We start from the raw sequence: 24,663 nt of genomic DNA, 5'->3' as shown, positions 1-24,663 counted from the left end.
ATGTGCACTTCAGTGATGGGGTTAGCCTGCCTTCGTAAAGATCAATTTCAGACATCCATTTTCGAGTTCTTGGCCGGTCAGCCGCAAACGGCTGGAAATGGCGATGCGCCTCTCGAAGCGGCCGTAAGGGATCTCGAGGCGGACGATATTGGCGCGGCGTCCCGCGGCCGGAAGGGGCCGGACGCCGGTGACGATCAACGTCGTGCCTTCGATCTCGGCACGGACCGCCTCGGGACGGACACCCGGCAGCGCCGTGATCACGGTCAATTCGTGCTCGGTCTCGAAAATGTCGACCGGCGGTTCCCAGCAGGCGCTGCCGGTTCCACTGGACGGCCCGAAAAATTGCCGATGGAGCTGTTCGGCCTGTTTGAGCATCGCGCAGGCGTCGGCAAACATCTGGGACTTCGGATCACGCATCTTGGGATCACGCATCACGCCTCATTCAACGTCGCAAGCTTCGTTCGTGGTTCTCACAGATTATATAGGGGGACGACAGCCGAACTGCCATGCGGAAAGACCGCGCCGGGACGGGCGCGGCCCGAGTCATTTGGGAACTGTCCGGTTCCAATTCAAGTGGAAACGGGGCGTCGGAGATCGCGCTGGGTCAGCAGTTGGCGCACGAGAACCCGGGCGACGGGGCGGTATAGACCGGCCCTTGCGTCACCGTGGGCGGTTTGGGCACGCGTACGGGAGGGGCAGGGGGTTCCGGCCTACGGACATGCGGGACGTGGACCTTCGGCTCCGGAACGCGATGCAGTTTGATCGGCAGGTTGTCGTAATACTGATCGCGCACGAACGGCTGGTCGGGATAGCGGCCCGAAGGTTGGACGCCGTAGTAGAACGGCCAGCCGTTGCCCTTGGTCTTGTAGACCTTTGCGACGGCGCCGCCGGAGATCGCGGCCAGGATGAGATTGGTGTCCGTCTGGGTGGTGCGCCGGATGATCGGCGGCCCTGAATTGCCGATGGCGAACAGGTTGCCGTTTTGCTTGATGACATAGCGGCGTCCCTTGCGGTTCAGCGTCAGATAGTCGCCGAACACGAAGGCGAAGACCGCCTGGTTGGAGTTGTTCACGATGCCCTGGAAAATGCCGCCGCGCACGGTCAGCTCGCCGGCGGGGGTTTTGACCTTCACGGCGGGTTCCTGCTTGGAGAGCTTGCCGCCGACAAAGCGCAGGGCGCCCTTCGAGAGGGTTGCGGTTATCTCGCCCGCCCCCTTGTGCGGATTGTAGACGAACTTGTCGATGATCAGGCTCGATCGCGGGCCGACCGTGAACGTGGAGCCGTCGACCAGGAGCACCTGCACGACGCCTGAGTCCGACGTGGTGATCCGCTCGTTGTAGAACACCGACTTGCCGATCTTGAGGGTTCGTGTGCCGGCGCCCGGAGGCGTGCTGGCGGCTTTCGGCGTTACGGCGGAGGCGACGCCGACGCGCTCCGCGGCTTCCGCAGTGGCGGTCATGTCGGTCATGGGAAGCACCGAGAGAACCGAGCTTGCGACAATGGCGGTTGCCCGCGGTGTGAGGCTGATCGAAGCGCGCATGAAGACCTGTCCCGTCCCGTTGGTGTCGCATGCCGCAGGCCCGCAGGGCGTTGGCAAGCCGGTCATGTGGGGACAGAAAAAGGCAGGGCAAGCTTTTCGCGAAACGGCCAAAACTTCCGAGGCGCAGGGCAATCGAACGCCGAATTGTGGCAGGGAAGCCGACGGATTCAGGGGCTTTCCGCGCGTGCGGACATGTTTGTCAGCAGCCGCGCAGCGACGGGGAACGAGGATCGTTTTAGGCTATCGGGGGAGGTTGGGCACGTTCCTGGCGCCATAAACGCCATTAGCTCTCCAGTTCCCGCCACGGGCGTTGAAATCGCCCATCACCGCACGTGGGGCCAGATCTGGGCGTGCTCCAACGAACGTTCCGCGCATCGAGCCCTTGCCACCATTCGTAATGTCACCTGAGAAGCCGACAACATCTACAGGGCTGGAGACCGTGCCGCCGAACGATTTGCGGCCGAGGTCGTTGCCGAAATCGATGACTTGTAGATCGCCGCTACGCTCCGCGAAATCCCAGTCCAGCGTGACGCCTCCGGTAGCAAGTCCCTGGTCCCAGGACTTACCCTCGATTCGATGCGCGAAGGTGCCGACCGCGTTACCTGCGTAGAACGCGTTGCCCTGCGCGGGTAGCTCGCCGACGGTTTTTACGACGTCTTTGGAAGCGACCCACCAGCCGCCCATTTTTTCTACAGTTGGGTCTTCTGCGTTTTGGCCGAATGATACGTCTGAGGCCCAGGTGCCGAATTTCAGGTAGCTACAGTCTTTGCAAAGAAGGGTTCCTGGGAGACTCGCCAGATGCCCCTCGTGCGGAACATTCGCATATTCGTCATTCCGTTGCGAGATAGGCACGGAGTAGTGGTACGGGCCAAATTTCCACCAAAGAACCCTGAACCGACCAACATCGATTGTGCCTGTCTTCGACGTGAATTGGGAGACCTGCGTTGTGCCAGGGTTCCCGAGCGCTTGGAAGATGTTGTTGTTGGTGTAGGCACCGTTACCACTGCCAAGGAAGCCGAGATTAAAGGCCGTCGCGGTCTTCGTCTCACTGCCTACAGTGATGTCTGGGAAATAACGGTCCGGTACATTCCTAAGCTCCTGCACATTTTCCTTGAGCCAAGCGATCGCGTCGATCTGCGGACCTTCCGTCGTCCTGTTGTGGTCCGCGCTGACATTTGCGGTCACTGTGTTCGCCTTCGGGTCCAGCATGACCACGACGGTTCCGTTGTTTAGGAACTCGGGCTTTCCACTGCCGTTCTCTCCGGTCTGCACGAACCCGGATGCAAATCCGTCGAACGTCGCTGCAGTCTTTACGACTGTCGGTGTTTGCGGCTGGTTGATGACCGGCGTTTCTATGACCTTCGGCAGCGTGACCGGGTCGTTGCGCAGTTCCTCCAGCCTCACGAGCTGTTTGACGATCTCTGTTTGGATCTCAGCGAAGGTCGCGTCGCCGACGGCTTGGCTGGCCGCGTTCGAGATATTGTCGGCCTGCTGACCGGTCTGCTGCGCGGTGCTGTTGGGGTTCTGCGAGCCGCTGTCGCCGCCAGTCGTCCCTGCCGTATTGGAGTTCGGGCTCGACAGCGCCTGCATGAAGACGTTCGTGTCTTCGGCCGTGGTGGGGCGGACGTTGCCGCGGCCGCTCGACATGTCGAGCGTGTAGCCGGGTTGATAGACCGTCTGCGTTTGGCCGTTCCGGCCTTGCATCGTCATCGAGTGGCCATAGAGGAAGGAGTAGATCCGCCTCTGCGTGTTGCCCTGGAACATGCCGCCGCGAATGGCGAGCGCGCCGTCCGGCGTGTTCACCTTCACGCCGCCGGCGTTCTTCGACAGCTTGCCGCCGATGAAACGCATAGAGCCCTTGGAGAAGGTGGCGACCATCTCGCCGGTCTTCTTGTTCGGGTCGTAGACGAATTTGTCGATGACGAGGTTGGAGTTGGGGCCGACCGTGAAGGTCGAGCCGTCCACCAGAAGCACCTGCACGAGCCCTTGCGCCGAGGTCTCGATGCGCTCGTTGTAGAAGATCGACTTGCCGATATTCAGCTGCTTGTTGGGAACTTGCGAGAGCGACGAAAACGCGTCCGGATTGACGGCTGCGGCAACGCCGACCTTTGCGGCTTTCGCGGGCGCGGACAAGGCAAAGCCAACGCCCGCGCCACAGAGCAGCGCGATCGCCACGGCGCCGCGAGGCAGCGTCAAGTGACCGTTTTTGACCATCCCTCTAGCCTTTTCTACACGCCGTAGAGAAGAGCCGAACCAAGTTAACGAACTATATAGCACGTTTGGGCCGCTTTACATTGTCCAAACACGCCAACAGAGTGGATATGGGGGAGCTACGGCAGCACTTTAGGTGAGCTGGCCTAACGCTTTGCAGCAGCGCCAAAAATACCCGTAGCTACATAGGCATTCGGGTTCTGCAGGCCTTGTGGGCGGACGCCCCAATTGCCGATCGCGCCCGCCGCCGGGCGCGTCAGGTCTGTCACGAAGGAGCCATTTGCGCCGCCCGCCACAGAAACCTGTCCGGCCATGCCGTTAATTGAGCCGGAGAATCGATTGACGTTCCCCGGCATAGTCATGGTGCCGTTCACGTTGAGCGCGGGCATGTTGTAGACGCCGTTGTTGACGGGGACGAAGTTGCTGATCGAAAGCTGTCCCGTGCGCTTGGCGAAATTCCAGGTCATGCCGAGATCGCCGCGGCCTTCGACCTGCGGGACGTCGTAGGTGTCCGAAACGATCGTGCCTCTGGCGGTGCCGGCATAGCTCGCCGTGCCTGTCGTCGGCAGATCCTTGAATGCGGTCACCGCACCGCCGACCCACCAGCCATATTGGATCTCTTCGTCCTGCTGGTACTCAAATTGGTCGTAGTATGAGTAGTTCGCGCCGAACGTGCCCCATTCAATGAAATTGCAGTTTGCGCATAGCGCCTGAGTCTGCCTCTCGGCGAAGCCGCTCTTGTTTATCACCTGGAGCGGATTTCCGCCGTGGTCGATAAGCTGGAGACCGGACAGGCTCCAATTGTTCTTGGAGACCGGGCTGAACTTGAAGGTGCCGCGATCTATTTCGTATGGCTGCGGGGACCCCTCGACGTCGCGTAGCGTCAGGGTGATGACGTCGGAGTTCTCGTTATAGTCGAAGTCGGTCGAGTACGAACTCGCACCGATGGCGTAGTCGCCATAGTAGTCGTCGTTGACGATTCCGCTGCCATAGCCGCCGATGGTGAACTCGATGCTGGTCTCCTCGAGGTCCTCGATCTGCACCTGTGGCAAATTCTGCAGTGCCAGTATTTGCTGGAGGATTTCATCGTCGATCCGCGTGCCCGTGGCGTCGATGATCAGCTGCTGAAAATCTTGGGGCAGGATCACGAAGTTCTGTGGCGGGGGCTGGTTGTCCGTGGTCACGCCGTCCGTGTTCGTGTTGCTGTTGGACAGGCTGGCCAGGACCGTCTGGATGTCTGCCGCCGTCGTCGGCCGGATCGTCGGCACCCCGCTGCTGAGGTCGAGCGTGTAGCCGGGCTGGTAAACCGTGTAGACCTTCCCGCTCTTGCTCTTGAAGACCATCTCGTTGCCGAAGAGGAACGAGAAGATGGTGCCGCGCGAAGTGATCGCGCCCTGAGCCATGCCGCCGCGAATGGCGAGGCTGCCGTCCGGTGTGTTGACGGTCACGCCGCCGGGGTTCTTCGAGATCTTGCCGCCGATGAAACGCATGGAGCCCTTCGAGAAGGACGTGACGATCTCGCCGGTCTTCTTGTTGGGGTCGTAAACGAACCTGTCGATGACGACGTTGGAGTTCTTGCCCACGGTGAAGGTGGAGCCGTCGACGAGCAGAACCTGAACGACGCCGTTGGCGTCGGTGCTGATCCTCTCATTGTAGAAGATCGATTTGCCGATGCGGATTTCCTTGCCGCCGGAAAAGGCGTCCGGATTGACCGCCGCTGCGACGCCGACCTTGTTCGCCAAAGCGCCGGACGATGCGCCGGCAACCGCCACACACAGTGCGACTGACGCTGTGATGACGCGTACGGCTCCCACGCTAGAACCTCTTCTGGATGCCGAGCATCGTTGTCAAATCGTCGAATGTCCGCAGGTCGTAATTGGACTGCTGGTCGCGATATTCGACTTGCGGCACGAGCGCCCAGGTCTCCGCGACGGGTACCACCACCGCCGTCCGTGCCCACCACGTATCGTCCCGCTCGGACTCGTTCGGGTTGATCGTCGGGTCGGGATCGTCGTAGTCGCGCCGGATGATACCTGCGCCCAACTGCCAGGTCAGCGGGTAGTCTGCCCGCCACAGCGGGTTCTGGAAGGTGTAGGCGAAGCCCGCCGAGAACGCGACTTCCGTATTGGCGTAGAAGTCGGCGTCGGCCGCCTCCCGCTGCGCGTAAACCTGGGTCGTCAGAACGAGACCGGGCGTGAAGTAGTAGCTGTAGTTCACCCCAATGCGTGTCTGGAAGCCCGTGCGCAGCGAATTCGTGGGCAGTTCGCTGTTGTCTTGGAAGTCGCGGTAGCGCGTCTCGAGGCGGGCATCGAGCACGCTCTGCGTCGCCGCGAAGCTCAAGAGCCGGATACCTGCGCCCGGTGCGTAGAAATACGAGTCGTAACCGAGATAGGACAGGTCGCCGATGGCGTACAGAAACAGCCGGGTCTGGTCCCAGCCGATGCGCTTCAGATTGAAGCTCGGGCCGAGGGTGAACTCGAAGAAGTCGAGATCGATATCGGAGAGTTCGTCGTCGAAGTAGACGGTCGAATAGGCCAGGAAGTCGAACTCGATGCGGTCGCCCTGGTTCTTCAGATCGTAGGAGTAATGCAGCGTCCCGATGTTCAACCAGCTCCAACCGGGGCGCCCGACGGACTGATCGCCCAGGGTGAAGTCGATGCCGTTCAGGGTGACCGTGTTGGTGCCCGGGCCGAAGTTCGCGTTGCTCTCCCAGCGGATGGCGCTGAAGATCGACGCGGAGAAGGGCGGCGGGTCAGCGGCGAGGGCGAGCTGCTGGATATAGAGCCGAACCTGGTCGGCGATCTCATTCGGCACGCTCGGATTGAGGAGCACCTGTTCGAAGTAGCTGCGGGCGACCTCATAGGCGCCAAGCTTGTAGTAGAGCACGCCGAGTTCGAACTGGAGGCGGGGCGTGTTGGGCGCGTATATCAGCATGCGTTCCAGGGCGGAAATCGCGCCTTCGTAGTCGCCGGCATCGGACGAAGCTTGTGCGTATTCGAACGCGAGATCGAGATCGCTCGGATTGGCGATCATGCGCTGAAGCATTGCCTCGCGCTGCGGTTCGGAGACCTCAGCGGCGGACGCGGGTCCCAGGGCACCCAGGACCAGACACACCGCCGCCGCAGCGGTTGTCGCCAACTTCGCCCACGAACTCATTCGTACGTCCGTTCGGTTGTTACTTTGGTGAGATGTCAGTCCATGCCGACAGCAGCACCCGCCCATCACCCCGGACGTTATCCAGTTAACCTTTGCGCGACAAGGCTTGGCGGGGGTTTCGCGAGTGATTTCAAAGACTCTGTGGCCGTTGGGGCACGGGATTGTCTTGCTATGGTTAACAATCTGATGCGATCAGCCTGGTCGGGTTATAATGGGCTGATTCTGGGACATATTTAGTGCACCGGCCATTCTATCCACCGGTGCGTGAGCAATTGGGGGCAGCATTTATTCTTTGATAACCGACTTAGGCTCAAATTGAACGCGCGCCGGAAGAGTTCCATTTGTTCTGCGTTCGTAGCTTTTCCGGCGCGGCTTCCTTGAGCCCTTTGGGGGGCGGATCATTGGACGGGGTGACATCGGACGGACCTGAGCCCGACTCCGGTCGCGTTAAGTCTCTGACTCGACGCGTATTTGACGCGCGGGCATGGTTTGTTCTCCTTCTTCTTTCGGTTTCGGTGCTGTGGCTATGGCCCGATGGCGTGCCGGTGGAGCAGAAGCCAGACGGCCTCGGCAAGCGATACGTCCAGATCGGCGAGTCCGCGCCCAAAGGGGGCGGTCATTTCAAGATCGGCGATCCCTACGAGATCGAGGGCGTGCGCTACGTCCCCGAGGAAGACCCCAGCTACGATCAGAGAGGCGTCGCCTCCTGGTACGGCGATCTGTTTCACGGGCGGAAGACGGCCAATGGCGAGATCTTCGACATGGAGCGCTTGTCGGCCGCTCATCCCACCTTGCCCCTGCCGGTCTATGTCAAGGTCACCAATCTCGACAACGGCTTGAGCGCCGTCGTGCGCGTGAACGACAGAGGCCCGTTCCGCGATGGGCGCCTGATCGATCTGTCCCGGCACACGGCCGAAGTGCTCGGATTCAAAAGGTCCGGCACGGCCAATGTCCGTGTGCGCTATCTCCGCAAAGCAAGCCTCGACGGCGACGATACGTTTGAGCGCGACTACCTGTCGACGCGGGGCTACTCGCAATATGCCGGCACCACCGATGAGGACGGTTTGGCCGAAGTGGTGGTCGCGGTTGGACCGCCGGGGCCGCCGGCGCCGCCGCCGCTTCCGGATCGGCCCGACCGGTCGAGCATCGCTGTGGCTCAGGCCGAGCCTGAGCCTGCGCCAATGCCGACGGTCATACGCGCCGCCGCAGCCGCGGACGCCAAGTTCGCCGTGCCGGAGGCTCCGCAGGCCGATATGGCGACAACCGGCGCCATTGGCTCATCGTCACCGGACGAACTCCAAGGCCCGATGATTCAAGCGGGATTCTTCAAGAACGAGGCGAACGCGCAGCGGGCGCTGAGTGCGCTCGCGGGTGTCGGACCAGTCTTGGTCGAGCCGATCGCCGAGCAGGGCGAGACGTACTACCGTGTTCGTGTCGGGCCGTTCGTGGATGGCATCACCGCGGCGGCGGCGCTGTCCGACGTTGCCGATGCAGGCTACCGGGGCGCCAAAATCATCTTGCAAAACTGAGCGTTGGTCCGTGGCCGGTTGATTTTTCGGACCAAGCATTCGATAGTGACGGTGCCTAGGCGACCGTCTTCGGCGGCCGCTAGCCCACCATTCCTCAAGAACGATGTGATCGCGTGCGCTCTCTGCGTAGATTGACGAAAGTTGCCGTTGCCTGCGCATGCTGCGCGCTTGGCTTGGCGTTGGCCGCGGGCGTTGCCTCGGCGGCCGCGAATAAGACCAACGAATTCACCACCAAGGCCCAAAGCGGGATCCTGCTGGATTCGGGCGCCGATCTCGTCCTCTACGAGAAGGACGCCGACAAGCAAATTCCGCCTGCGAGCATGAGCAAGCTCATGACTCTGGCTGTGGTCTTCCGTGAGCTCAAGGCGGGGCGCATCACGCTCGACGACACCTTCACCGTGAGTGAGCACGCTTGGCGTACCGGCGGCGCGCCGTCGGGGACCGCCGCCATGTTCGCGCCTCTCGGCAGCCCGATCACCGTCAGCGACTTGATCCAGGGCGTGACCGTTCAGTCGGCGAATGACGGGGCGCTGATCCTTGCCGAAGGAATTGGCGGGACCGAGGGCGGCTTCGTCAAGATGATGAACGACTACGCGAAGCAAATCGGGCTGACAGGCTCCAACTTCGTGAACCCGACGGGGCTTCCCGCCGAAGGCCATCTGATGACGGCACGGGACCTCGCTTTGCTCTCCAAACACATCATCGACACCTATCCCGAGTACTACCATTACTTCGCTCAGAAGGAATTCCGCTATCGGGACAAGTTCACTTTCCGCAACCGGAATCCCCTGGTTTGGGCGGATATCGGCGTCGACGGTCTGAAGACGGGCTACACGGAGGAGGCGGGTTACGGCCTCGTGTCGAGCGCCAAGCGCGGCGACCAGCGGCTGGTTCTCGTTCTTACGGGCCTTGAGAACAAGGGCGACCGCGAAAGCGAGTCCCGCCGGGTGCTGGAATGGGGCTTCAAGAGCTTCCGGCCGTTCCGGCTGTTCGAAGACGGGCAGCAGGTGAGTGAGGCGTTGGTGTGGGGCGGTGAGAAACACTACGTGCCGCTCGTCGGCGACGGCGCGATCGACCTTCTTCTTCCGGCGAGCGCCACGGGCGCCGTCACCGGCGAGATCATCTACGAGGGACCCATCAAGGCCCCCATCAAGAAGGGCGACCAGATCGCGACGCTCAAGGTGCAATCGGCCGACCTTGCCGCGATCAATGAGATTCCGCTCTATGCGGGCGAAGACATCAACAGCAGCGGCTTCGCCATGCGGGGCATCGATTCCCTGCTGGTGCTCGCGTTCGGCTGGCTGCTTTAGCGCCGGGTAGGCGAGCCCATCCCACCATGCAGCAAGCCATCGAGATTGGACGCTTCATCACTTTCGAGGGCGGCGAGGGCTCCGGCAAGTCGACCCAGGTCAACATTCTCGCCGAGCGTCTGTCGCGTTCCGGCCGGCCCGTGTTCGTGACGCGCGAACCCGGAGGGTCGCCGGCGGCGGAGAACATCCGTGAGGTGTTGCTGTCCGGGCAAGTGGCGCAGTTTGGCCCGCTCGCGGAGTCGGTGCTCTTTGCGACCGCGCGCGCCGATCATATCGAGAATGCGATCCAGGGTGCGTTGCAGCAGGGCCAGTGGGTCATCTGCGACCGGTTCGTCGATTCGACGCGGGCCTATCAAGGGGCGATGGGCGGTGTTCCCCGAGCGCTGATCAATGCGTTGGAGCAGCTCACCGTCGGCCCCGTGATGCCCGACATCACGTTTATTCTGGACATTCCGGCGGAGGAGGGGCTTGCGCGCGTCTCAGCGCGCGCCGAAGGTCAGGACCTCGACCGATTCGAAAGCCAGGAGCTCATGAGCCATGAGCGCATTCGCCGTGGATTTTTGGACATTGCGGATGAAGAACCGGGCCGCTGCGTCGTGGTGGACGCAAGTCAGCCCGAAGCCATGGTCGCCGAGGATGTTTGGGAGACGGTCCTGCAGCGTCTCAATCCCTGATCGGGGCACCTTGTGCAGTCCATCATGAGCGCCGCAGCTAGGAAATCGGAAACCGGCCCCATCGAGCCGGATCGGCTCGAGCCGTTCTCCAGCCCGCGCGAGGTGGATCGCGTGTTCGGTCATGACGCGGCGGCGCAAGAGTTCGAAGAGGCGCTTCGCAGCGGGCGCCTGCATCATGCCTGGCTGCTGGTGGGGCCGGAAGGCATCGGAAAGGCGACACTCGCCTACCGCTTGGCCCGCACCATTCTCGCACACGCGGAGGCCGGCGATCTCCTTCCCGGCGAACCGGCGGATGTCGCACCCGATCATCCGATCTTCCGCAAAGTCGCGGGACTGGCCCATCCCAACTTGCTGCTCATCCGCCGCACATGGATGGAGAAGACCAAGCGCTATTCGCAAGTGATTAGCGTCGATGAAGTCCGGCGGCTGCGCAGTTTTCTCGGTAGCACAGCGGGCGATGGCTCATGGCGCGTGGTGATCGTCGACCGGGCCGATCAGCTCAATCAGAACGCCGCCAACGCCTTGTTGAAGGCGCTGGAAGAGCCGCCGCCGAGCACGCTGTTCTTGCTGGTCTCGAACGCGGAAGGACGGCTGCCAGTGACAATCCGCTCCCGCACCCGGGCTTTGCGGCTGTCGCCGCTCGACGAGACGGCGCTCGCCGGCGCGGTTCGGGCCGCGCTCGAGCGTGACGGGATCGAGGCCGACGAGGAAACGCTTCGCACGGCCCTGGCTTTGTCGCAGGGGAGCGTGCGGCGCGCGCTCGAACTCGTCACCGGAGAGGGCATCGGGCTTTACAACGATATCGTCGCGACGTTCGAAGGGTTGCCGGATCTCGACGGCGCCCGCGTGCAGCGCCTGGCTGAGAAGCTGGCGGGCGTCAACGAGACGGAGCAGCTCGAGCTCTACCTCGCACTGCTGCTCGGGCTCATCGAGCGGCTGGTGCACTACGGCGCCACGGGAACGGGGCTCAAGGGCGCGGAGGAGAAGCTTGCGCAGCGGCTACTGACCGCGGAGACCTTGCCCGCCTGGGCCGAGGCCTGGGAGGCGATTTCGGCGGCGCGCGCCGAGACATTTGCCCTCAATCTCGACCGGGGCCTGCTCGTCCTGAACAGCTGGTTCGGCCTCCAGGAGCTTGCGGCTAGCCAAACGTCCTGACCCGCTGCATGAGCAAGCTTGGCAGGGAGGGAAGGCAAGGCTATGTCTCCGCTAAGGGAGACATTATGGCCGACAAAGAGACCTACTACATCACGACTGCGATCTCGTATCCGAACGATGCGCCGCATATCGGACACGCCTACGAGGCGGTTGCGACCGATGCGATCGCGCGCTTCCGGCGGCTGCAGGGCAAGGACGTGTTCTTCCTCACGGGCACGGATGAGCACGGCATCAAGATGCTGCAGACGGCCCGCAAGCAGGGCATCGAGGTCGCCGAGTTGGCGGACCGCAATACGCCGAAATTCCGCCAAATGGTGGAGGTGCTCAACTGCTCGAACGACGACTTCATCACCACGCGCGAAGAGCGCCATAAGCGTTCGACACAAGAGTTGTGGCGGCGCATGGCCGCTGCCGGCGATATCTATCTCGACAAATATGCCGGCTGGTATTCCGTGCGCGACGAGGCCTATTACGACGAAAGCGAACTGAGCGAAGGACCGGACGGCGGCGCCAAGCTGTCGCCGCAGGGAACGCCCGTCGAATGGGTCGAGGAGGAGAGCTACTTCTTCCGCCTGTCGCAGTTCCAGGACAGGCTGCTCGCCTACTACGATGAAAACCCGAACTTCATCGGGCCCGAAACGCGCGCCAACGAAGTGAAGAGTTTCGTCCGAGGCGGCCTCAAGGACTTGTCCGTCTCGCGCACGACCTTCGACTGGGGCGTGCCCGTTCCCGACGACCCCAAGCACATCATGTATGTGTGGGTGGATGCGCTGACGAACTACATCACCGGAGTCGGCTTCCCCGACGAAGAGAGCGAGTCTTTCAAAAAGTACTGGCCGGCGGATGTCCACATCATCGGCAAGGACATCATCCGCTTTCACGCGGTCTATTGGCCGGCCTTTCTGATGTCGGCGGGCGTCGCGCTCCCTCGCCAGGTGTTCGGTCACGGATTCCTCTACAATCGCGGGGAGAAGATGTCGAAGTCGGTCGGCAACGTCATCGATCCGAATGCACTTGTCGCCGAATACGGTGTCGACCAGATCCGCTACTTTCTCTTGCGCGAAGTGCCGTTCGGCCAGGACGGCAATTACAGCCATGACGGAATCGTTCAGCGCATCAACGCGGACCTCGCCAACGACCTCGGCAATCTGGCGCAGCGCTCGCTCTCGATGATCGCCAAAAACTGCGGCGGGACTGTTCCCGAGCGCGGCGAACTTACGGACGCCGACAAGGCGATCCTGGCCGAAGCCGACGGGTTGCTGCCGCGCGTGGAAGCGGAGATCGACGCCTTCGCCATTCACAAGGCGCTCGAGATCATCTGGGCTTTAATCGCGGATGCGAACCGTTATTTCGCGGGCGAGGAGCCGTGGGCCCATAAGAAGACCGACCCTGCACGCATGGGCACGATCCTTTATGTGACGGCGGATGTGGTGCGCCAGGCGGCGATCCTCGCCCAGGCCGTGATGCCCGAAAGTGGCGGCAAGCTGCTGGATCTGTTGAATGTGCCGGAGAATGCGCGGGACTTTACTGCGCTGGGCGAGGCGGGACGCCTCAAGCCCGGAACCGAACTGCCGACGCCGCAAGCCGTCTTCCCGCGCTACGTGGAGCCGGAAGGCGAGGCGGGCTGACGTGGTAGTGCCGCGACTAAGCAGCCGATGAAGTGTCAGCCGATCTAGTTGCCGACGCTGTCGAAGAAGGCCGAGACGAGGACCGCGAAGACCAGGGTACCGGCAAAGGCGAGTGCTATTGTCATAGCAGGTAAACGCGGATCGAAACATTCGGTTCCATTCTCGGTCGCGCTTCGCATGACAAGTCCTCCTAGCGGCAAAGCTTCTGGATCTTGGCTGTGTCGAGGCCGCTGACAACGGACCGGCCGATCAGGGTGCGGGGCACGGCGAGGTTGCCGAAGCGCCGCTGCATGTCTGCTTTAACGCGTGGGTTGTCCGCGTCCAACAACGTATAGCGAATGCGGTTAAGATCGAGATAGGACCGCAAGCGGCGGCAAGTGCCGCACCAGTCGGCGCTGTAGACGTAGACGCGCTTGCTGCAGGCTGCCTGCGCGGCTCCCATGGGCAGTATGAGCAGGACGGCCGCTGCCATGGCGGCTATGAGCGGTAGGGTGATCCGGCGGGTGGAGACGTCTGTTCTGTCGAGGCTTTCCGGCATGGTTTTGGGTCGTGGTCGCCGATGGGTGGCGATCGAGCTCGTCCTTTTGTTCCGTCGGGTTGTTTCGTCTGCGAAAGTGCTGCACAAAGACGCCACTCAGGCTCGCATCGTCGAGCCTAGCATATTGAACCTTAACGATATTTCATCTTTCCGTGATGCTGATCGATAGCCACTGCCACCTCGACTTTCCCCAGCTCAAATCCGACCTGCCGGGGTTGCTCGCCCGCGCCCAAGACGCGGGCGTGGGGCTCATGGTGACGATCTCAACCTATGTGTCGAAATTCGACGAGCTGAAGGAGCTGGTTGAAGAGCACGACAACATCTTCTGTTCCATCGGCACGCATCCGAACAATGCGGCCGAGGAGCCGGACACCACGGCGGAACAACTCATCGAGATCGCGCGGCACCCGAAAGTCGTGGCCATCGGCGAGGCGGGGCTCGACTACCACTACGACTACGCGCCGCCGGAACTCCAAGCGAAGGGCTTCCGCGCCCATATCGCGGCCGCGCGCGAGACGGGCCTGCCGCTCGTCATTCACTCGCGCGAGGCAGACGAGGATATGGCGTCCATCCTGGAAGAGGAGAGCGCCAAGGGCGCGTTTCCCTTGATCCTCCATTGCTTCACGAGCGGACCGGAGTTGGCGCGCCGGGGCCTGGCGCTCGGCGGCTACATCTCCTTCTCAGGGGTCGTGACCTTCAAGAAGGCCCAAGAACTCCGGGACATCGCCGCGTCGGTGCCGGCGGAGCGCCTGCTGGTGGAGACGGATGCGCCATACCTCGCGCCCGAGCCGTTCCGCGGCAAGACCAACGAGCCGGCCTATGTGGCGAAGACCGCCGCCCGTCTCGCCGAGGTGCGGGGGCTCAGCCTCGATGCGTTGGCGGCGCTCACGACGGACAATTTCTTCAGGCTCTTCAAGAAGGTGCCGCGCTCGGCTCTAAAGGAGCAATCAGACGCCGCATGAGCCTGAGAGCAACCATTCTCGGCTGCGGGACCTCCGGCGGCGTGCCCCGGATCGGCAATCAATGGGGCGCATGCGACCCGTCGAACCCGAAGAACCGGCGCCGCCGCTGCGCGCTGCTCGTGGAGCGGGAAGGGGACAACGGCGTGACCCGTGTGCTGGTGGATACGCCGCCCGATCTGCGCGAGCAGCTGAACGATGCCGATGTGGGGCTGTTGGACGGCGTACTCTACACGCACGACCATGCCGACCATGTGCACGGCATCGATGATCTGCGCATGGTCGCCTATAACGGCCATCGCCGTGTGGACGTCTACTATTTGAAAGAGGCTGGCGATGTGCTGCGGCAGCGCTTCGACTATTGCTTCGAGACGCCCCCCGGCAGCGAGTATCCGCCGGTGCTAAACGGGCACGAGGTCACGCCCGGCGAACCCATCGTCATCGACGGACCCGGCGGCCCGATCGAGGCGGTTCCGTTTCTACAGCAGCACGGTTCGACCGACTCGCTCGGCTATCGCTTCGGCGGGCTCGCCTATTCGCCAGACGTAAGCGACTTCCCCGAGGGCTCTTGGCCGATGCTCGAAGGGCTCGATGTCTGGATCCTTGATGCGCTGCGCTACACCGGGCATCCGAGCCATCTGAGCGTGGATGAGGCGCTAGGCTGGGTCAGGCGCATGCAGCCCAAGCGGGCGATCTTCACCCATATGCATGTCGATCTCGACTACGAGACGCTGAAGGAGCAGCTCCCCGACGGCATCGAGCCGGCTTACGACGGGATGGTGATTACCACCGGCTAGGCTTTGATCGGCATTCGTTTTTCGTCAGCCGACAGGGACGATCTGACCGGTGTCGGTCGTGGACGGCAGGCATAGCTTGACGATCGTCTCGGCTACCTGCGCGGGGCTCTTGAGAGTGCTCTGGTCTTCGCCAGGATAGGCTTCGGCCCGCATGGACGTCGCGGTCGCGCGAGGATCCACGATATTGACCTTGATGGCGCTGTCCGCGGTCTCGTTGGCGTAGGTCTTCGCAAGCGTTTCCAGCCCGGCCTTCGAGACAGAGTAGGGCGCCCAGTAGGCGCGCCCCTGTGCCGCGACGCGCGACGACGTCACGAAGACCACGCGGCCCGCATCGGAGAGGCGCAACAGTGGATCGAGCGTGCGGATCAGCCGCCAATTCGCGGTGAGATTGACCGCAAGCACCTTCTCCCAGGTTTGCGACGGGATGTGATTGAGAGGACGCAGGCCGCCGAGAATTGCGGCGTTGCCGACAAAGATGTCCAGACGGCCGAAGCGCTCGTACAGCGACGGGCCAAGCGGGTCGATCGCGGCGCCGTTCGCAAGGTCTAGGGGAATGAGCGTGGCCTTCCCACCGGCGGCATTGATTTCGTCGTCCACCGCTTCGAGCCTCTTCCTGTCTCGGCCGAGCAGGAGCACATGCGCGCCGTCGGCCGCCAGAAGCTTGGCCGTGGCGCGCCCAATGCCCCGGGAGGCACCGGTAATCAGGGCGATGCGGTCTTTGAGAACAGGGTCGGTCAACCGACCTCTGCGAGGAACGAAAGCTGCTTCTGCTGGGGCGGGCCTTCACGGTCGCGCAGCCGCGTCGGATATTCGCCGGTGAAGCAGTGGTCCGTGAACTGAGGATTGTCGTCGTCGCGGCCGTCAAAGCCCATGGCGCGGTAGATGCCGTCGACGGAAATAAAGGCCAGGGAGTCCGCGCCCATGAACTCGCGCATCTCTTCGAGCGTACGGTTGGCGGCGAGAAGCTTGTCCTGGTTCGGCGTATCGATGCCGTAGAAGTCCGGGTGGGTGATCGGCGGGCTTGAGATGCGCATGTGTACTTCCTTGGCCCCGGCCTCGCGCATCATCTGCACGATTTTCACCGACGTCGTGCCGCGCACCACGCTGTCGTCGATCAGGACGATGCGTTTGCCGCGGACCTGCAGTTCGTTGGCGCTGTGTTTCAGTTTGACGCCGAGCTGGCGGATTTGCTGCTCGGGCTCGATGAAGGTGCGGCCCACATAGTGGTTGCGGATGATGCCGTATTCGAACGGGAGCCCGGACTCTTGCGCATAGCCGATGGCCGCCGGTACGCCGCTGTCGGGAATGGGAACGACCATGTCCACATCGGCGGGCGCTTCGAGGGCCAGCTGCCGGCCCATGGCCTTGCGGACGTCGTACACCGAGCGGCCGTCAATGATGGAATCGGGGCGGGCGAAATAGATGTATTCGAAGATGCAGAGCCGGGCCGGATTCTTCGGCACGAAGCGATGGCTCTCGAGCCCGTCCTTGGTTGCGATGATCACTTCGCCGTTCTCGACCTCGCGTACGAACTCCGCGCCGATGATGTCCAGCGCGCAGGACTCGGAGGCCAGCACCCAGGCATCGCCAAGACGGCCGAGGACGAGGGGACGAATGCCGTACGGGTCGCGTGCGCCGACGAGCTTCTTGTTGGTCATGCCGACAAAGGCGTAAGCGCCTTCCACCTGCAGCAGCGCCTCAACGAAGCGCTCGACGAAGTTCCGTTTTTCGCTCCGAGCGACCAGGTGAAGGATAACTTCCGTGTCCGTGGTCGACTGACAGATGGCGCCCTTGCTGATCAGATTCTCGCGCAGGGTGAGCGCGTTGGTCAGATTGCCGTTGTGGCAAAGGGCGAAGCCGCCGGACTCAAGATCGACGAAGAGGGGCTGCACGTTGCGCATGACCGCATCGCCCGTGGTCGAGTAGCGCACGTGGCCCACGGCCATGTCGCCCTTCAGGCGTTCGATGACGGGGCGGGAAGTGAAGTGGTCGCCGACGAGGCCCATCCGGCGTTCGGTGTGGAAGTGCTCGCCGTCGAAACTGACGATACCGGCGGCTTCCTGGCCGCGGTGCTGAAGCGCGTGCAGGCCGAGCGCGGTCAGGGCCGCGGCGTCGGGATGGTTGAAGATGCCGAAGACGCCACACTCTTCGTGCAGCCGGTCTTCTTCAAGCCATTGAAGTTGCGTTGATTCGTCGTGTTGGTCTGTCACGGGCGAGGACCTTTCGTCATCCATAAATAGTCGCCCCGTCTGGGGCTTCAATGCCACGCAACTGGATACTTTGACGCAAGCACCTAACTAGAGCGGCGCGTCTTGCTGCTGGGCAGGCGCACCATCCGTTTCCGCGTCGCTGCCTTCCTCTTCCTTCTTGGGGATGTACTCCTCGGGATTGGTCGGCAGCAGCGACTCGATGGCGACCTGAGTGCGCTGCAAGACAGGATAAGAACGCGCGCTGGTGACCCACTCTGGCTGGTCTCTCGCAAGCGCGGTGAAAAGAATGAAGACGATGGCCACGAGGAGGAAGCCACGGGCCAGGCCGAACACGAATCCGAGCGAGCGGTCGAGCGCTCCAACCCGGCTGTCGAGCACCTTGTCGGAGATGCGGAAAGTGATGAGGCTGACGATGATCAGCGTGATGATGAACACGGCCGCGGCGAACGCGATCTGCGCGATGCTCGGATTGTCGATATAGGGCGAGAGAACTTCGTAGTAGCGCGGCGTGAAGTATAGCGCGGCGACGGCCGCCATGGCCCAGGAGAAGATCGACAGCACCTCGCGGGTGAATCCGCGCACCATGGCGAGGAAGCCCGAGATGAGCATGATGACGATCAAAATGATATCGAGCCAGGAAATCGGCATGCCACGACGCTCCCTCGGAAGAGTTACTAACCTATCACGATTCTCGCGGATGAAGCACGAATGGGCCCCCTTGCGCAATGCCTTGGGGGTCACACTTCGTCGCAATCCACCGCTGGGTTAACCCTCGGGCAGCGCGAACCACGTCACGAGTTCTTCGAGCTGGGAGACGGGGTTGAGCACGATGCCGGCCGCGTCGTGCTCAGCCGGGCCCTTGCTCGCGGGTGCAACGGCCTGGACGAAGCCGAGCTTGGCCGATTCCTTGAGACGCTGGTCCGTGTGGCCGACCGCGCGGACGGCGCCGGTCAGGCTGACTTCCCCGAAATAGACCGTGTCTTCTGGGGCGGCACGGCCCGTGAAGGACGAGAGCAGGGCCGCGGCCGCTGCAAGGTCGGCAGCCGGTTCGTTCAGCCGGAGGCCGCCGGCCACGTTGAGGTAAACGTCGTGGCCGCCAAGCCGCACGCCGCAGCGCGCTTCCAGGACGGCGAGCAGCATCGAGAGACGGTTCTGGTCCCAACCGACGACGGCGCGGCGGGGCGTTCCCAGCACGCTCTGGGCCACGAGGCCCTGAATCTCCACAAGGATGGGCCGGGTGCCCTCCATGCCGGCGAAGACGGCCGTGCCCGGCGAGCCGCGGTCTGCATCGTTGAGGAACAGTGCTGACGGGTTCTCGACTTCGCGGAGGCCCTCCAGGCGCATCTCGAAGACACCGATCTCATCGGTGGGCCCAAAGCGGTTCTTCACAGACCGCAGAATGCGGAACTGATGGCCGCTGAGCCCTTCGAAGTAGAGGACCGTGTCGACCATGTGTTCGATCACCTTCGGGCCTGCAATCTGGCCGTCCTTGGTCACGTGGCCGACGAGGATCAATGTCGTGCCGCTGGCCTTGGCGTAGCTGATGAGCGCCGCGGAACAGCCTCTCAGTTGGGAGATTGTGCCGGGTGCGGATTCGATGCCTTCCGACCAGAGCGTCTGGACGGAGTCGATGATGACAAGGGCAGGGGGCGGACCGCTGCTCAATGTGGCGATGATGTTGGCGACGTTGGTCTCGGTGCCGAGCGCGACGGGCGCGCCCGCGACTCCAAGGCGTCCCGCGCGCATCCGTACTTGAGCGGTGGCCTCTTCGCCCGACAGGTAGATCACGGACGCGCCGTCCGTCGCGAGCTCCGCCGCGGCCTGCAGCAGAAGCGTGGACTTGCCGATGCCCGGGTCGCCGCCCACGAGCACGGCGGCTCCCGGCACCAGGCCGCCGCCCAGGACGCGGTCCAACTCCGCGATACCGGTCTTGAGCCGGGGCGCATCCTCGGTCTTTGCGTCCAATGTTTCGAACTGCGCCTGGCGTCCCTTGCCGCCCTTGATGGCGACGAGAGCCGGGCTTTGCGTGGGCGTGGACGCTTCCTCGATCAGGGAGTTCCACTCGCCGCAGGCAGCGCATTTGCCCGACCAACGAGCGGCGACGGCGCCGCAGGATTGACAGACGTAAGCTTTGGAGGGTTTTGCCATAGTCTCTCGTGCGTTACGCGCCCCGCTTAGCTGCCGATGTAACGGCGCGAGGCGCGGTTGCCGAGGCTCGTCAGCACTTCATAGTCGATAGTTCCGGCTTGCGCCGCCATGGCGTGCGCACTGACATTGGGGCCGAGGAGCTCGACCCAAGCGCCCCGCTGGCAGAACGCCTCCGGCACGTCCGTCACGTCCACGCTGATCAGATCCATGGAGACGCGTCCCAGGATCGGCGCCGGGTAGGGTCCGAGATAGCCGGTCAGACCCGTCTCGCCGTCGCCGGCGGAGAGAGCCCGGAACAAACCGTCCGCGTAGCCGGCCGACACCACCGCGATGCGGGTGGGGCGGTCGAGGGTCCGGGTTGCGCCATAGCCGACGGTCTCGCCTATTTCCGCGTCGCGGATTTGCAGAATCCGGCCCATCAGGTGCACGACCGAGCGAAACGGGCTTTCGCCCTGCCGCTGTGGGTGGCCGCCATAGAGCGCAACGCCGGGCCGCACCAGATCGTAGTGGTAGTCGCGTCCAAGCAGGATGCCGGCGGAATTGGCAAGGCTCGCCGGCGCGTCCGGGAACATCGCTCGAAGCACGTCAAAGCGTGCGCGCTGTTGCGCGTTCTTGGCGTGGGCGCAGTCGTCGGCGCAGGCGAGATGGCTCACGACCAAGGACAAAGCCACCGTTTGCCACAGATCGGCGATGCTTATGATCTCGTCGATGTCGGCTGCGGAGAGCCCGAGCCGGTTCATACCGGTGTCGAGATGAACGGCGCAGGGCAGGGCCTCGCGCACATGGGTGCAGTAGCCGGCCCACTCACGGACCTCTCTGGCGCTATTGAGCACCGGACGGAGATTGTAGGCGTGAAAGGCGGCGGCGGTTCCGGCCATGAGGCCGTTCAGCACATAGATCTTCGCCTCGGGCAATAGGGTGCGCAGGTCGATCGCTTCGCCGATGGTCGCCACGAAGTAGGTCCGGCAGCCGGTGCGCCAGAGAACGGCAGCGGCTTGCGCCATACCCAGCCCGTAGGCGTCCGCTTTCACGACGGCCGCGCATTCGGCAGGGCGCGCGCGCTCGCGCAAGTCGCGATAGTTTTGTGCCAGGGCGCCGAGATCGATCGTCAAGATCGCCGTCTGGTGGGTGTCGTTGCCGGCTGGACCGGGGTTCTGCGGCCGCGCTGCTGCGCCGCTCACTCCATCCGGTCCGGCAGACGATCCGAGGCCGCGAGATTGGAGAAGCGGGTGAACTCCGGAGAGAACTGCAGCGTCACTGTTCCCGTCGGCCCGTGACGCTGTTTGCCCACGATGACCTCGGCCTTGCCCATGACGGCTTCCATGTCCTGTTGCCACTGTCTGTGCTCTTCGGTGTTCTCGCGAGGCTGGCTGCGCTCTAGGTAGTATTCCTCGCGGAACACGAACATTACCACATCGGCATCCTGTTCGATGGAACCCGATTCACGCAAATCCGCCAGCTGCGGCCGCTTGTCATCCCTCTGCTCGACCTGACGGGAGAGCTGTGAGAGCGCGAGAATAGGCACGTGCAGCTCTTTGGCCAGGGCTTTCAATCCGGTGGTGATCTCGGACACCTCTTGCACGCGGCCTTCCTGGGCGCGGCGTGAGGACCCCGTTAAGAGCTGAAGGTAATCCACGATGATAAATCCAAGCCCCCGCTGCCTTTTCAGACGCCGGGCACGGGCGGCAAGCTGGGCGACGGAGATACCGCCCGTCTGGTCGATGAAGAGCGGGAGGTTTTGGAGCTCCTGGGAGGCCTCGACGATACGGTCGAAATCGTTCGAGTCGATGCGGCCGCGGCGGATCTTCTCCGAAGAGATCTGGGACTGCTCGGAGATGATACGGGTCGCCAGCTGCTCCGCCGACATTTCCAGGGAGAAGAAGCCCACCACAGCACCGTCCGTCGCTTCGCCGGTATTGGGATCGGCGGCGTAGGCCTTGGCCACGTGATAGGCGATGTTGGTGGCGAGCGCCGTCTTACCCATGGAGGGGCGTCCCGCGAGAATGATGAGGTCCGAAGCCTGCAAGCCGCCCATGCGCTGGTCGAGATCGGCGAAGCCAGTGGCAAGTCCGGACAGGCCGCCATCGCGCTGATAGGCGTTCGCAGCCATGTCGATCGCGTCGGTGAGGGCGGACGAGAATGGCTCGAAGCCGGCGCCGTATTTTCCCGTCTCCGCGAGTTCGTAGAGCCGCTGTTCGGCCTCTTCGATTTGCTTCGACGGTTCCGCGTCGATCGGCGAGTCGTAAGCCGTGTTGACCATGCTCTCGCCAATCTCGATCAGGTTCCGGCGGACGGCCAGATCGTAGACCGTTCGGCCATAGTCCTCGGCGTTGATGATCGTGGTGGCGTTGGCGGCGAGGCGTCCCAGGTACTGCGGCACCGTGAGATCGCCGACAGGCGGGTCCGCTTGGAAAAAAGTCTTGAGCGTGATGGGCGTCGCGCGCTTGCCGCCCATAATGAGCTTGGCCGCGCTTTCGAAGATGCGCCCATGAAGCGGGTCGAAGAAGTGATCGGGCTTCAGGAAGCTTGAGACCCGGTCCAGCGCCTCGTTGTTCACGAGGATCGCGCCGAGCAGGTCCTGCTCGGCCTCCAGATTATGGGGGGCCTCCCGGTAGTCCGGGGCCTCGGAATGGGGCTCGTGATGCGGCCCCTGGGGCGTCTGGCGAATCAGTGCGGTCATGCGCAAGAGTAGCTAATTGCCAGGGGCCGACCAGATGTCAGTCCTGTGAACAACGGGGAGATCGTGCCCAAACCCACAGGCTAATTTCGCGTTCCGGCCGCTCTTTATGAGCCCCCGGCGCCCGCCTGGCGGGCGCGTGCGCGCAAGTCCCGTTCGCGGTCCGTCATGTAATCGCGAGTCATGGGCAGAGCGTCGATGGATTTGGCCAGCTGGATCTGGAAGACCATGAGTTTCTGGTAGCGGAAGCTCGTTTCCGAGCAAGCCAAATACATCTCCCACATACGGCAGAATCGTTCGCCGAATTTCTCCGCCGCCGTATGCCAGGCGCCACGGAAGCGCTGCCGCCAGTGGCGCAGCGTCGTCGCATAATGCAGCCGAAGGATCTCGACATCCGTGGTCAGCAGGCCTTCGCGCTCGATCGCAGGCAGAACCTCGCTCAAGGCGGGAATGTAGCCGCCGGGGAAGATGTACTTGGCGATGAACGGGTTCGTTGCCGTCGGGGCATCGAACTGACCGATCGAATGAACAAGGGCCACGCCTTGGTCGGTCAGCAACCGCTCCAGCTGCCGGAAGAACTGCCGGTAATGCGCGGACCCGACATGTTCGAACATGCCCACCGAGACGATGCGGTCGAACTGACCTTCGAGATCGCGATAGTCGCACAGCTCGAACCGGACAGCCTTTGATAGCCCCTCGGCGGCCGCGCGCTCGCGGGCGGTTTTGAGTTGCTCCTCGCTCAGCGTGATCCCCGTCACGTCCACATGAGCGGTCTTGGCGAGATGCAGCGCCAGTCCGCCCCAGCCCGAACCGATATCGAGCACCCGCATCCCGTCCGACAGGTTGAGCTTGGCGGCGATGTGGCGCTTCTTGGCTTCCTGCGCATCCTCGAGCGACTGGCCTTCTTCCTCGAAATAGGCGCAGGAGTACTGTCGGTCCGGGTCGAGGAACAGATCGTAAAGTGAGCCGTCGATATCGTAATGGTGGGCGACGTTCCGCCGGGACCGTTTGGTGAGGTTGTAGTGCTGCAGTCGCAGGGCAGCGCCGCGCACGGCGTCTAACGCCTGGATCCAACCCGGCCGCCGCTGCCACGACGCGTTGCTCATTGCGAGTTCGAGAAGATCGTAGAGCGTGCCCTGTTCGAGAACGAGGCGCCGGTCCATGTAGGCTTCGCCCACCGCGAGGGATGCATTGAAGAACAGCTGTCTCTCGGTGCGCTTGTCTTGAATGTGGGCGATGACGGGGGTGCCCGTACCGTCGCCGAACGCATGGGTTCGGCCCTCGGCATCAACCAGCTGCAGGTGGCCGGTCTTTATTGTCCGCCCAAGAATGAGTTTGAGCGGGCGAAACATGTCAGTTCACGCGACAGATCATGTGTTCGGGGCCCGTTGTTACCGACGTTGAGCCTCGCATATCCTAGGCAGAGGAGGCAGGAGAGACAACAACCTGCCTCCTCGAATGCCTAATGGTTCGTGTCGCGAATTGTCGCGCTAAGCGGACTCTGCGCCATCCTCTTTCGTCTCTTCGTCGGTGGCCTCGTCGGCTTCTTCGGGCGCTGCGCCTTCTTCGAAGAGCGCCTCGCCGGCGGCAAGCGCCTCGGCGGCTTCCTCTTCCTCGTCGGTCAGCTCCTGGGTCACGTCTTCGCCGCGCGCCTGGCGCTCGGCCTCGTCCTCGGTGCGGGCGACATTGACGATCACGGTCGGAACGACCTCGCCATGCAGCGCCACGCGGACTTCGTGAAGGCCGAGGGTCTTGATGGGCCTGTCGAGCAGCACCTGCTGGCGCTCGATCGAGAAGCCGCCTTCGGTCACGGCCGCGGCAATGTCGCGGGTCGACACGGAGCCGTAGAGCTGTCCGGTGTCACCGGCCTGGCGGATCACAACGAAGCTCTCGCCGGCCAGTTTCTCGGACACGGCTTCGGCTTCGGTCTTGCGCTCCAGGTCACGTGCCTCGAGCTGCGCACGCTCGTTCTCGAAATGAGCGCGATTGGCTTCGGTTGCGCGCAAAGCCTTGCCATGCGGCAGAAGGAAGTTGCGGGCGTAGCCGTCTTTGACGTTGACCACATCGCCGATTTGTCCGAGGCGGCCGATGCGCTCCAACAGGATGATTTCCATGGTTCAGTACTCCTAGT

Annotated in this window: 22 protein-coding genes; 7 read left to right on the top strand and 15 right to left on the bottom strand. The window is 63.0% G+C overall.

Going from position 1 to position 24,663, the window contains the following annotated elements:
- Positions 1 to 21 precede the first annotated feature (21 nt).
- The 5 genes from GL4_RS10625 to GL4_RS10605 all read right to left on the bottom strand — a co-directional run bounded on the left by GL4_RS10625 (position 22) and on the right by GL4_RS10605 (position 6,907).
- Positions 22 to 432, bottom strand: coding sequence for an Hsp20/alpha crystallin family protein (locus tag GL4_RS10625; protein ID WP_197539038.1), 411 nt, complete (start codon positions 430 to 432; stop codon positions 22 to 24).
- A 172-nt stretch (positions 433 to 604) separates the two neighbouring features.
- Positions 605 to 1,606, bottom strand: coding sequence for a FecR family protein (locus GL4_RS16790; RefSeq protein WP_052464386.1), 1,002 nt, complete (start codon positions 1,604 to 1,606; stop codon positions 605 to 607).
- A 174-nt stretch (positions 1,607 to 1,780) separates the two neighbouring features.
- The gene (locus GL4_RS16785; protein WP_052464385.1) at positions 1,781 to 3,754 is read right to left on the bottom strand and encodes a FecR family protein; all 1,974 of its coding nucleotides are present in this window, start codon (positions 3,752 to 3,754) and stop codon (positions 1,781 to 1,783) included.
- Positions 3,755 to 3,897: 143 nt separating this feature from the next.
- A complete protein-coding gene (locus tag GL4_RS16780) occupies positions 3,898 to 5,565 on the bottom strand; it encodes a FecR family protein (RefSeq protein WP_052464384.1) in 1,668 nt (555 codons plus the stop codon).
- Position 5,566: 1 nt separating this feature from the next.
- Complete coding sequence (locus GL4_RS10605; protein ID WP_045367339.1) at positions 5,567 to 6,907, bottom strand: tetratricopeptide repeat protein; 1,341 nt, start codon at positions 6,905 to 6,907, stop codon at positions 5,567 to 5,569.
- Between the two features lie 545 nt (positions 6,908 to 7,452).
- Here GL4_RS10605 and GL4_RS18110 point away from each other — a divergent pair.
- The 5 genes from GL4_RS18110 to metG all read left to right on the top strand — a co-directional run bounded on the left by GL4_RS18110 (position 7,453) and on the right by metG (position 13,203).
- Positions 7,453 to 8,436 carry a septal ring lytic transglycosylase RlpA family protein gene (locus tag GL4_RS18110; protein WP_280136136.1) on the top strand — a complete coding sequence of 328 codons (984 nt, stop codon included), beginning with the start codon at positions 7,453 to 7,455 and terminating at the stop codon, positions 8,434 to 8,436.
- A 131-nt stretch (positions 8,437 to 8,567) separates the two neighbouring features.
- A complete protein-coding gene (locus tag GL4_RS10595; protein ID WP_045367336.1) occupies positions 8,568 to 9,746 on the top strand; it encodes a D-alanyl-D-alanine carboxypeptidase family protein in 1,179 nt (392 codons plus the stop codon).
- A gap of 26 nt (positions 9,747 to 9,772) precedes the next feature.
- Entirely contained in the window at positions 9,773 to 10,420 is a 648-nt protein-coding gene (gene tmk / locus GL4_RS10590; protein ID WP_045367333.1) for a dTMP kinase, read from the top strand.
- 24 nt (positions 10,421 to 10,444) lie between these two features.
- Positions 10,445 to 11,575 carry a DNA polymerase III subunit delta' gene (locus GL4_RS10585; protein ID WP_045367330.1) on the top strand — a complete coding sequence of 377 codons (1,131 nt, stop codon included), beginning with the start codon at positions 10,445 to 10,447 and terminating at the stop codon, positions 11,573 to 11,575.
- A gap of 65 nt (positions 11,576 to 11,640) precedes the next feature.
- Positions 11,641 to 13,203, top strand: a complete 1,563-nt coding sequence (gene metG, locus GL4_RS10580) for a methionine--tRNA ligase (protein ID WP_045367327.1) — start codon at positions 11,641 to 11,643, stop codon at positions 13,201 to 13,203.
- A gap of 44 nt (positions 13,204 to 13,247) precedes the next feature.
- On the opposite strand, the gene GL4_RS18105 is transcribed toward metG, so the two are convergent.
- On the bottom strand, positions 13,248 to 13,382 hold the full coding sequence (locus GL4_RS18105) for a hypothetical protein (RefSeq protein ID WP_280136135.1): 135 nt from the start codon (positions 13,380 to 13,382) through the stop codon (positions 13,248 to 13,250).
- An 11-nt stretch (positions 13,383 to 13,393) separates the two neighbouring features.
- Positions 13,394 to 13,741, bottom strand: coding sequence for a glutaredoxin family protein (locus GL4_RS10575; protein WP_045367325.1), 348 nt, complete (start codon positions 13,739 to 13,741; stop codon positions 13,394 to 13,396).
- A 155-nt stretch (positions 13,742 to 13,896) separates the two neighbouring features.
- Between GL4_RS10575 and GL4_RS10570 the strand changes: the two genes are divergently transcribed.
- Both GL4_RS10570 and GL4_RS10565 read left to right on the top strand, forming a co-directional pair.
- On the top strand, positions 13,897 to 14,703 hold the full coding sequence (locus GL4_RS10570) for a TatD family hydrolase (RefSeq protein ID WP_045367323.1): 807 nt from the start codon (positions 13,897 to 13,899) through the stop codon (positions 14,701 to 14,703).
- A complete protein-coding gene (locus tag GL4_RS10565; RefSeq protein ID WP_045367319.1) occupies positions 14,700 to 15,497 on the top strand; it encodes an MBL fold metallo-hydrolase in 798 nt (265 codons plus the stop codon). The genes GL4_RS10570 and GL4_RS10565 overlap by 4 nt, the downstream gene beginning before the upstream one ends.
- A gap of 24 nt (positions 15,498 to 15,521) precedes the next feature.
- On the opposite strand, the gene GL4_RS10560 is transcribed toward GL4_RS10565, so the two are convergent.
- From GL4_RS10560 to rplI, 8 genes are all read right to left on the bottom strand, one after another.
- Positions 15,522 to 16,235, bottom strand: coding sequence for an SDR family NAD(P)-dependent oxidoreductase (locus GL4_RS10560; protein WP_045367316.1), 714 nt, complete (start codon positions 16,233 to 16,235; stop codon positions 15,522 to 15,524).
- A complete protein-coding gene (gene purF, locus GL4_RS10555) occupies positions 16,232 to 17,731 on the bottom strand; it encodes an amidophosphoribosyltransferase (RefSeq protein ID WP_082025619.1) in 1,500 nt (499 codons plus the stop codon). The genes GL4_RS10560 and purF overlap by 4 nt, the downstream gene beginning before the upstream one ends.
- Positions 17,732 to 17,794: 63 nt before the next feature.
- Entirely contained in the window at positions 17,795 to 18,355 is a 561-nt protein-coding gene (locus tag GL4_RS10550) for a CvpA family protein (RefSeq protein WP_045367313.1), read from the bottom strand.
- Positions 18,356 to 18,472: 117 nt separating this feature from the next.
- Complete coding sequence (gene radA, locus GL4_RS10545) at positions 18,473 to 19,855, bottom strand: DNA repair protein RadA (protein WP_045367310.1); 1,383 nt, start codon at positions 19,853 to 19,855, stop codon at positions 18,473 to 18,475.
- A gap of 26 nt (positions 19,856 to 19,881) precedes the next feature.
- The gene (gene alr / locus GL4_RS10540; protein WP_244462605.1) at positions 19,882 to 21,036 is read right to left on the bottom strand and encodes an alanine racemase; all 1,155 of its coding nucleotides are present in this window, start codon (positions 21,034 to 21,036) and stop codon (positions 19,882 to 19,884) included.
- Complete coding sequence (locus tag GL4_RS10535; protein ID WP_082025618.1) at positions 21,033 to 22,535, bottom strand: replicative DNA helicase; 1,503 nt, start codon at positions 22,533 to 22,535, stop codon at positions 21,033 to 21,035. Before GL4_RS10535 ends, alr begins: the two co-directional genes overlap by 4 nt.
- A 104-nt stretch (positions 22,536 to 22,639) precedes the next feature.
- Positions 22,640 to 23,884, bottom strand: a complete 1,245-nt coding sequence (locus GL4_RS10530) for a cyclopropane fatty acid synthase (RefSeq protein WP_045367307.1) — start codon at positions 23,882 to 23,884, stop codon at positions 22,640 to 22,642.
- Between the two features lie 138 nt (positions 23,885 to 24,022).
- Positions 24,023 to 24,646 (bottom strand): 50S ribosomal protein L9, encoded by a 624-nt coding sequence (gene rplI, locus GL4_RS10525; protein WP_045367305.1) that lies wholly within the window; start codon positions 24,644 to 24,646, stop codon positions 24,023 to 24,025.
- Positions 24,647 to 24,663 lie beyond the last annotated feature (17 nt).

Origin of the sequence: Methyloceanibacter caenitepidi, assembly GCF_000828475.1 — a bacterium.
Taxonomy (GTDB): domain Bacteria; phylum Pseudomonadota; class Alphaproteobacteria; order Rhizobiales; family Methyloligellaceae; genus Methyloceanibacter; species Methyloceanibacter caenitepidi.
Note: the sequence above shows the minus strand (reverse complement) of the source record. Positions and strands in the feature narration are given on the sequence as shown.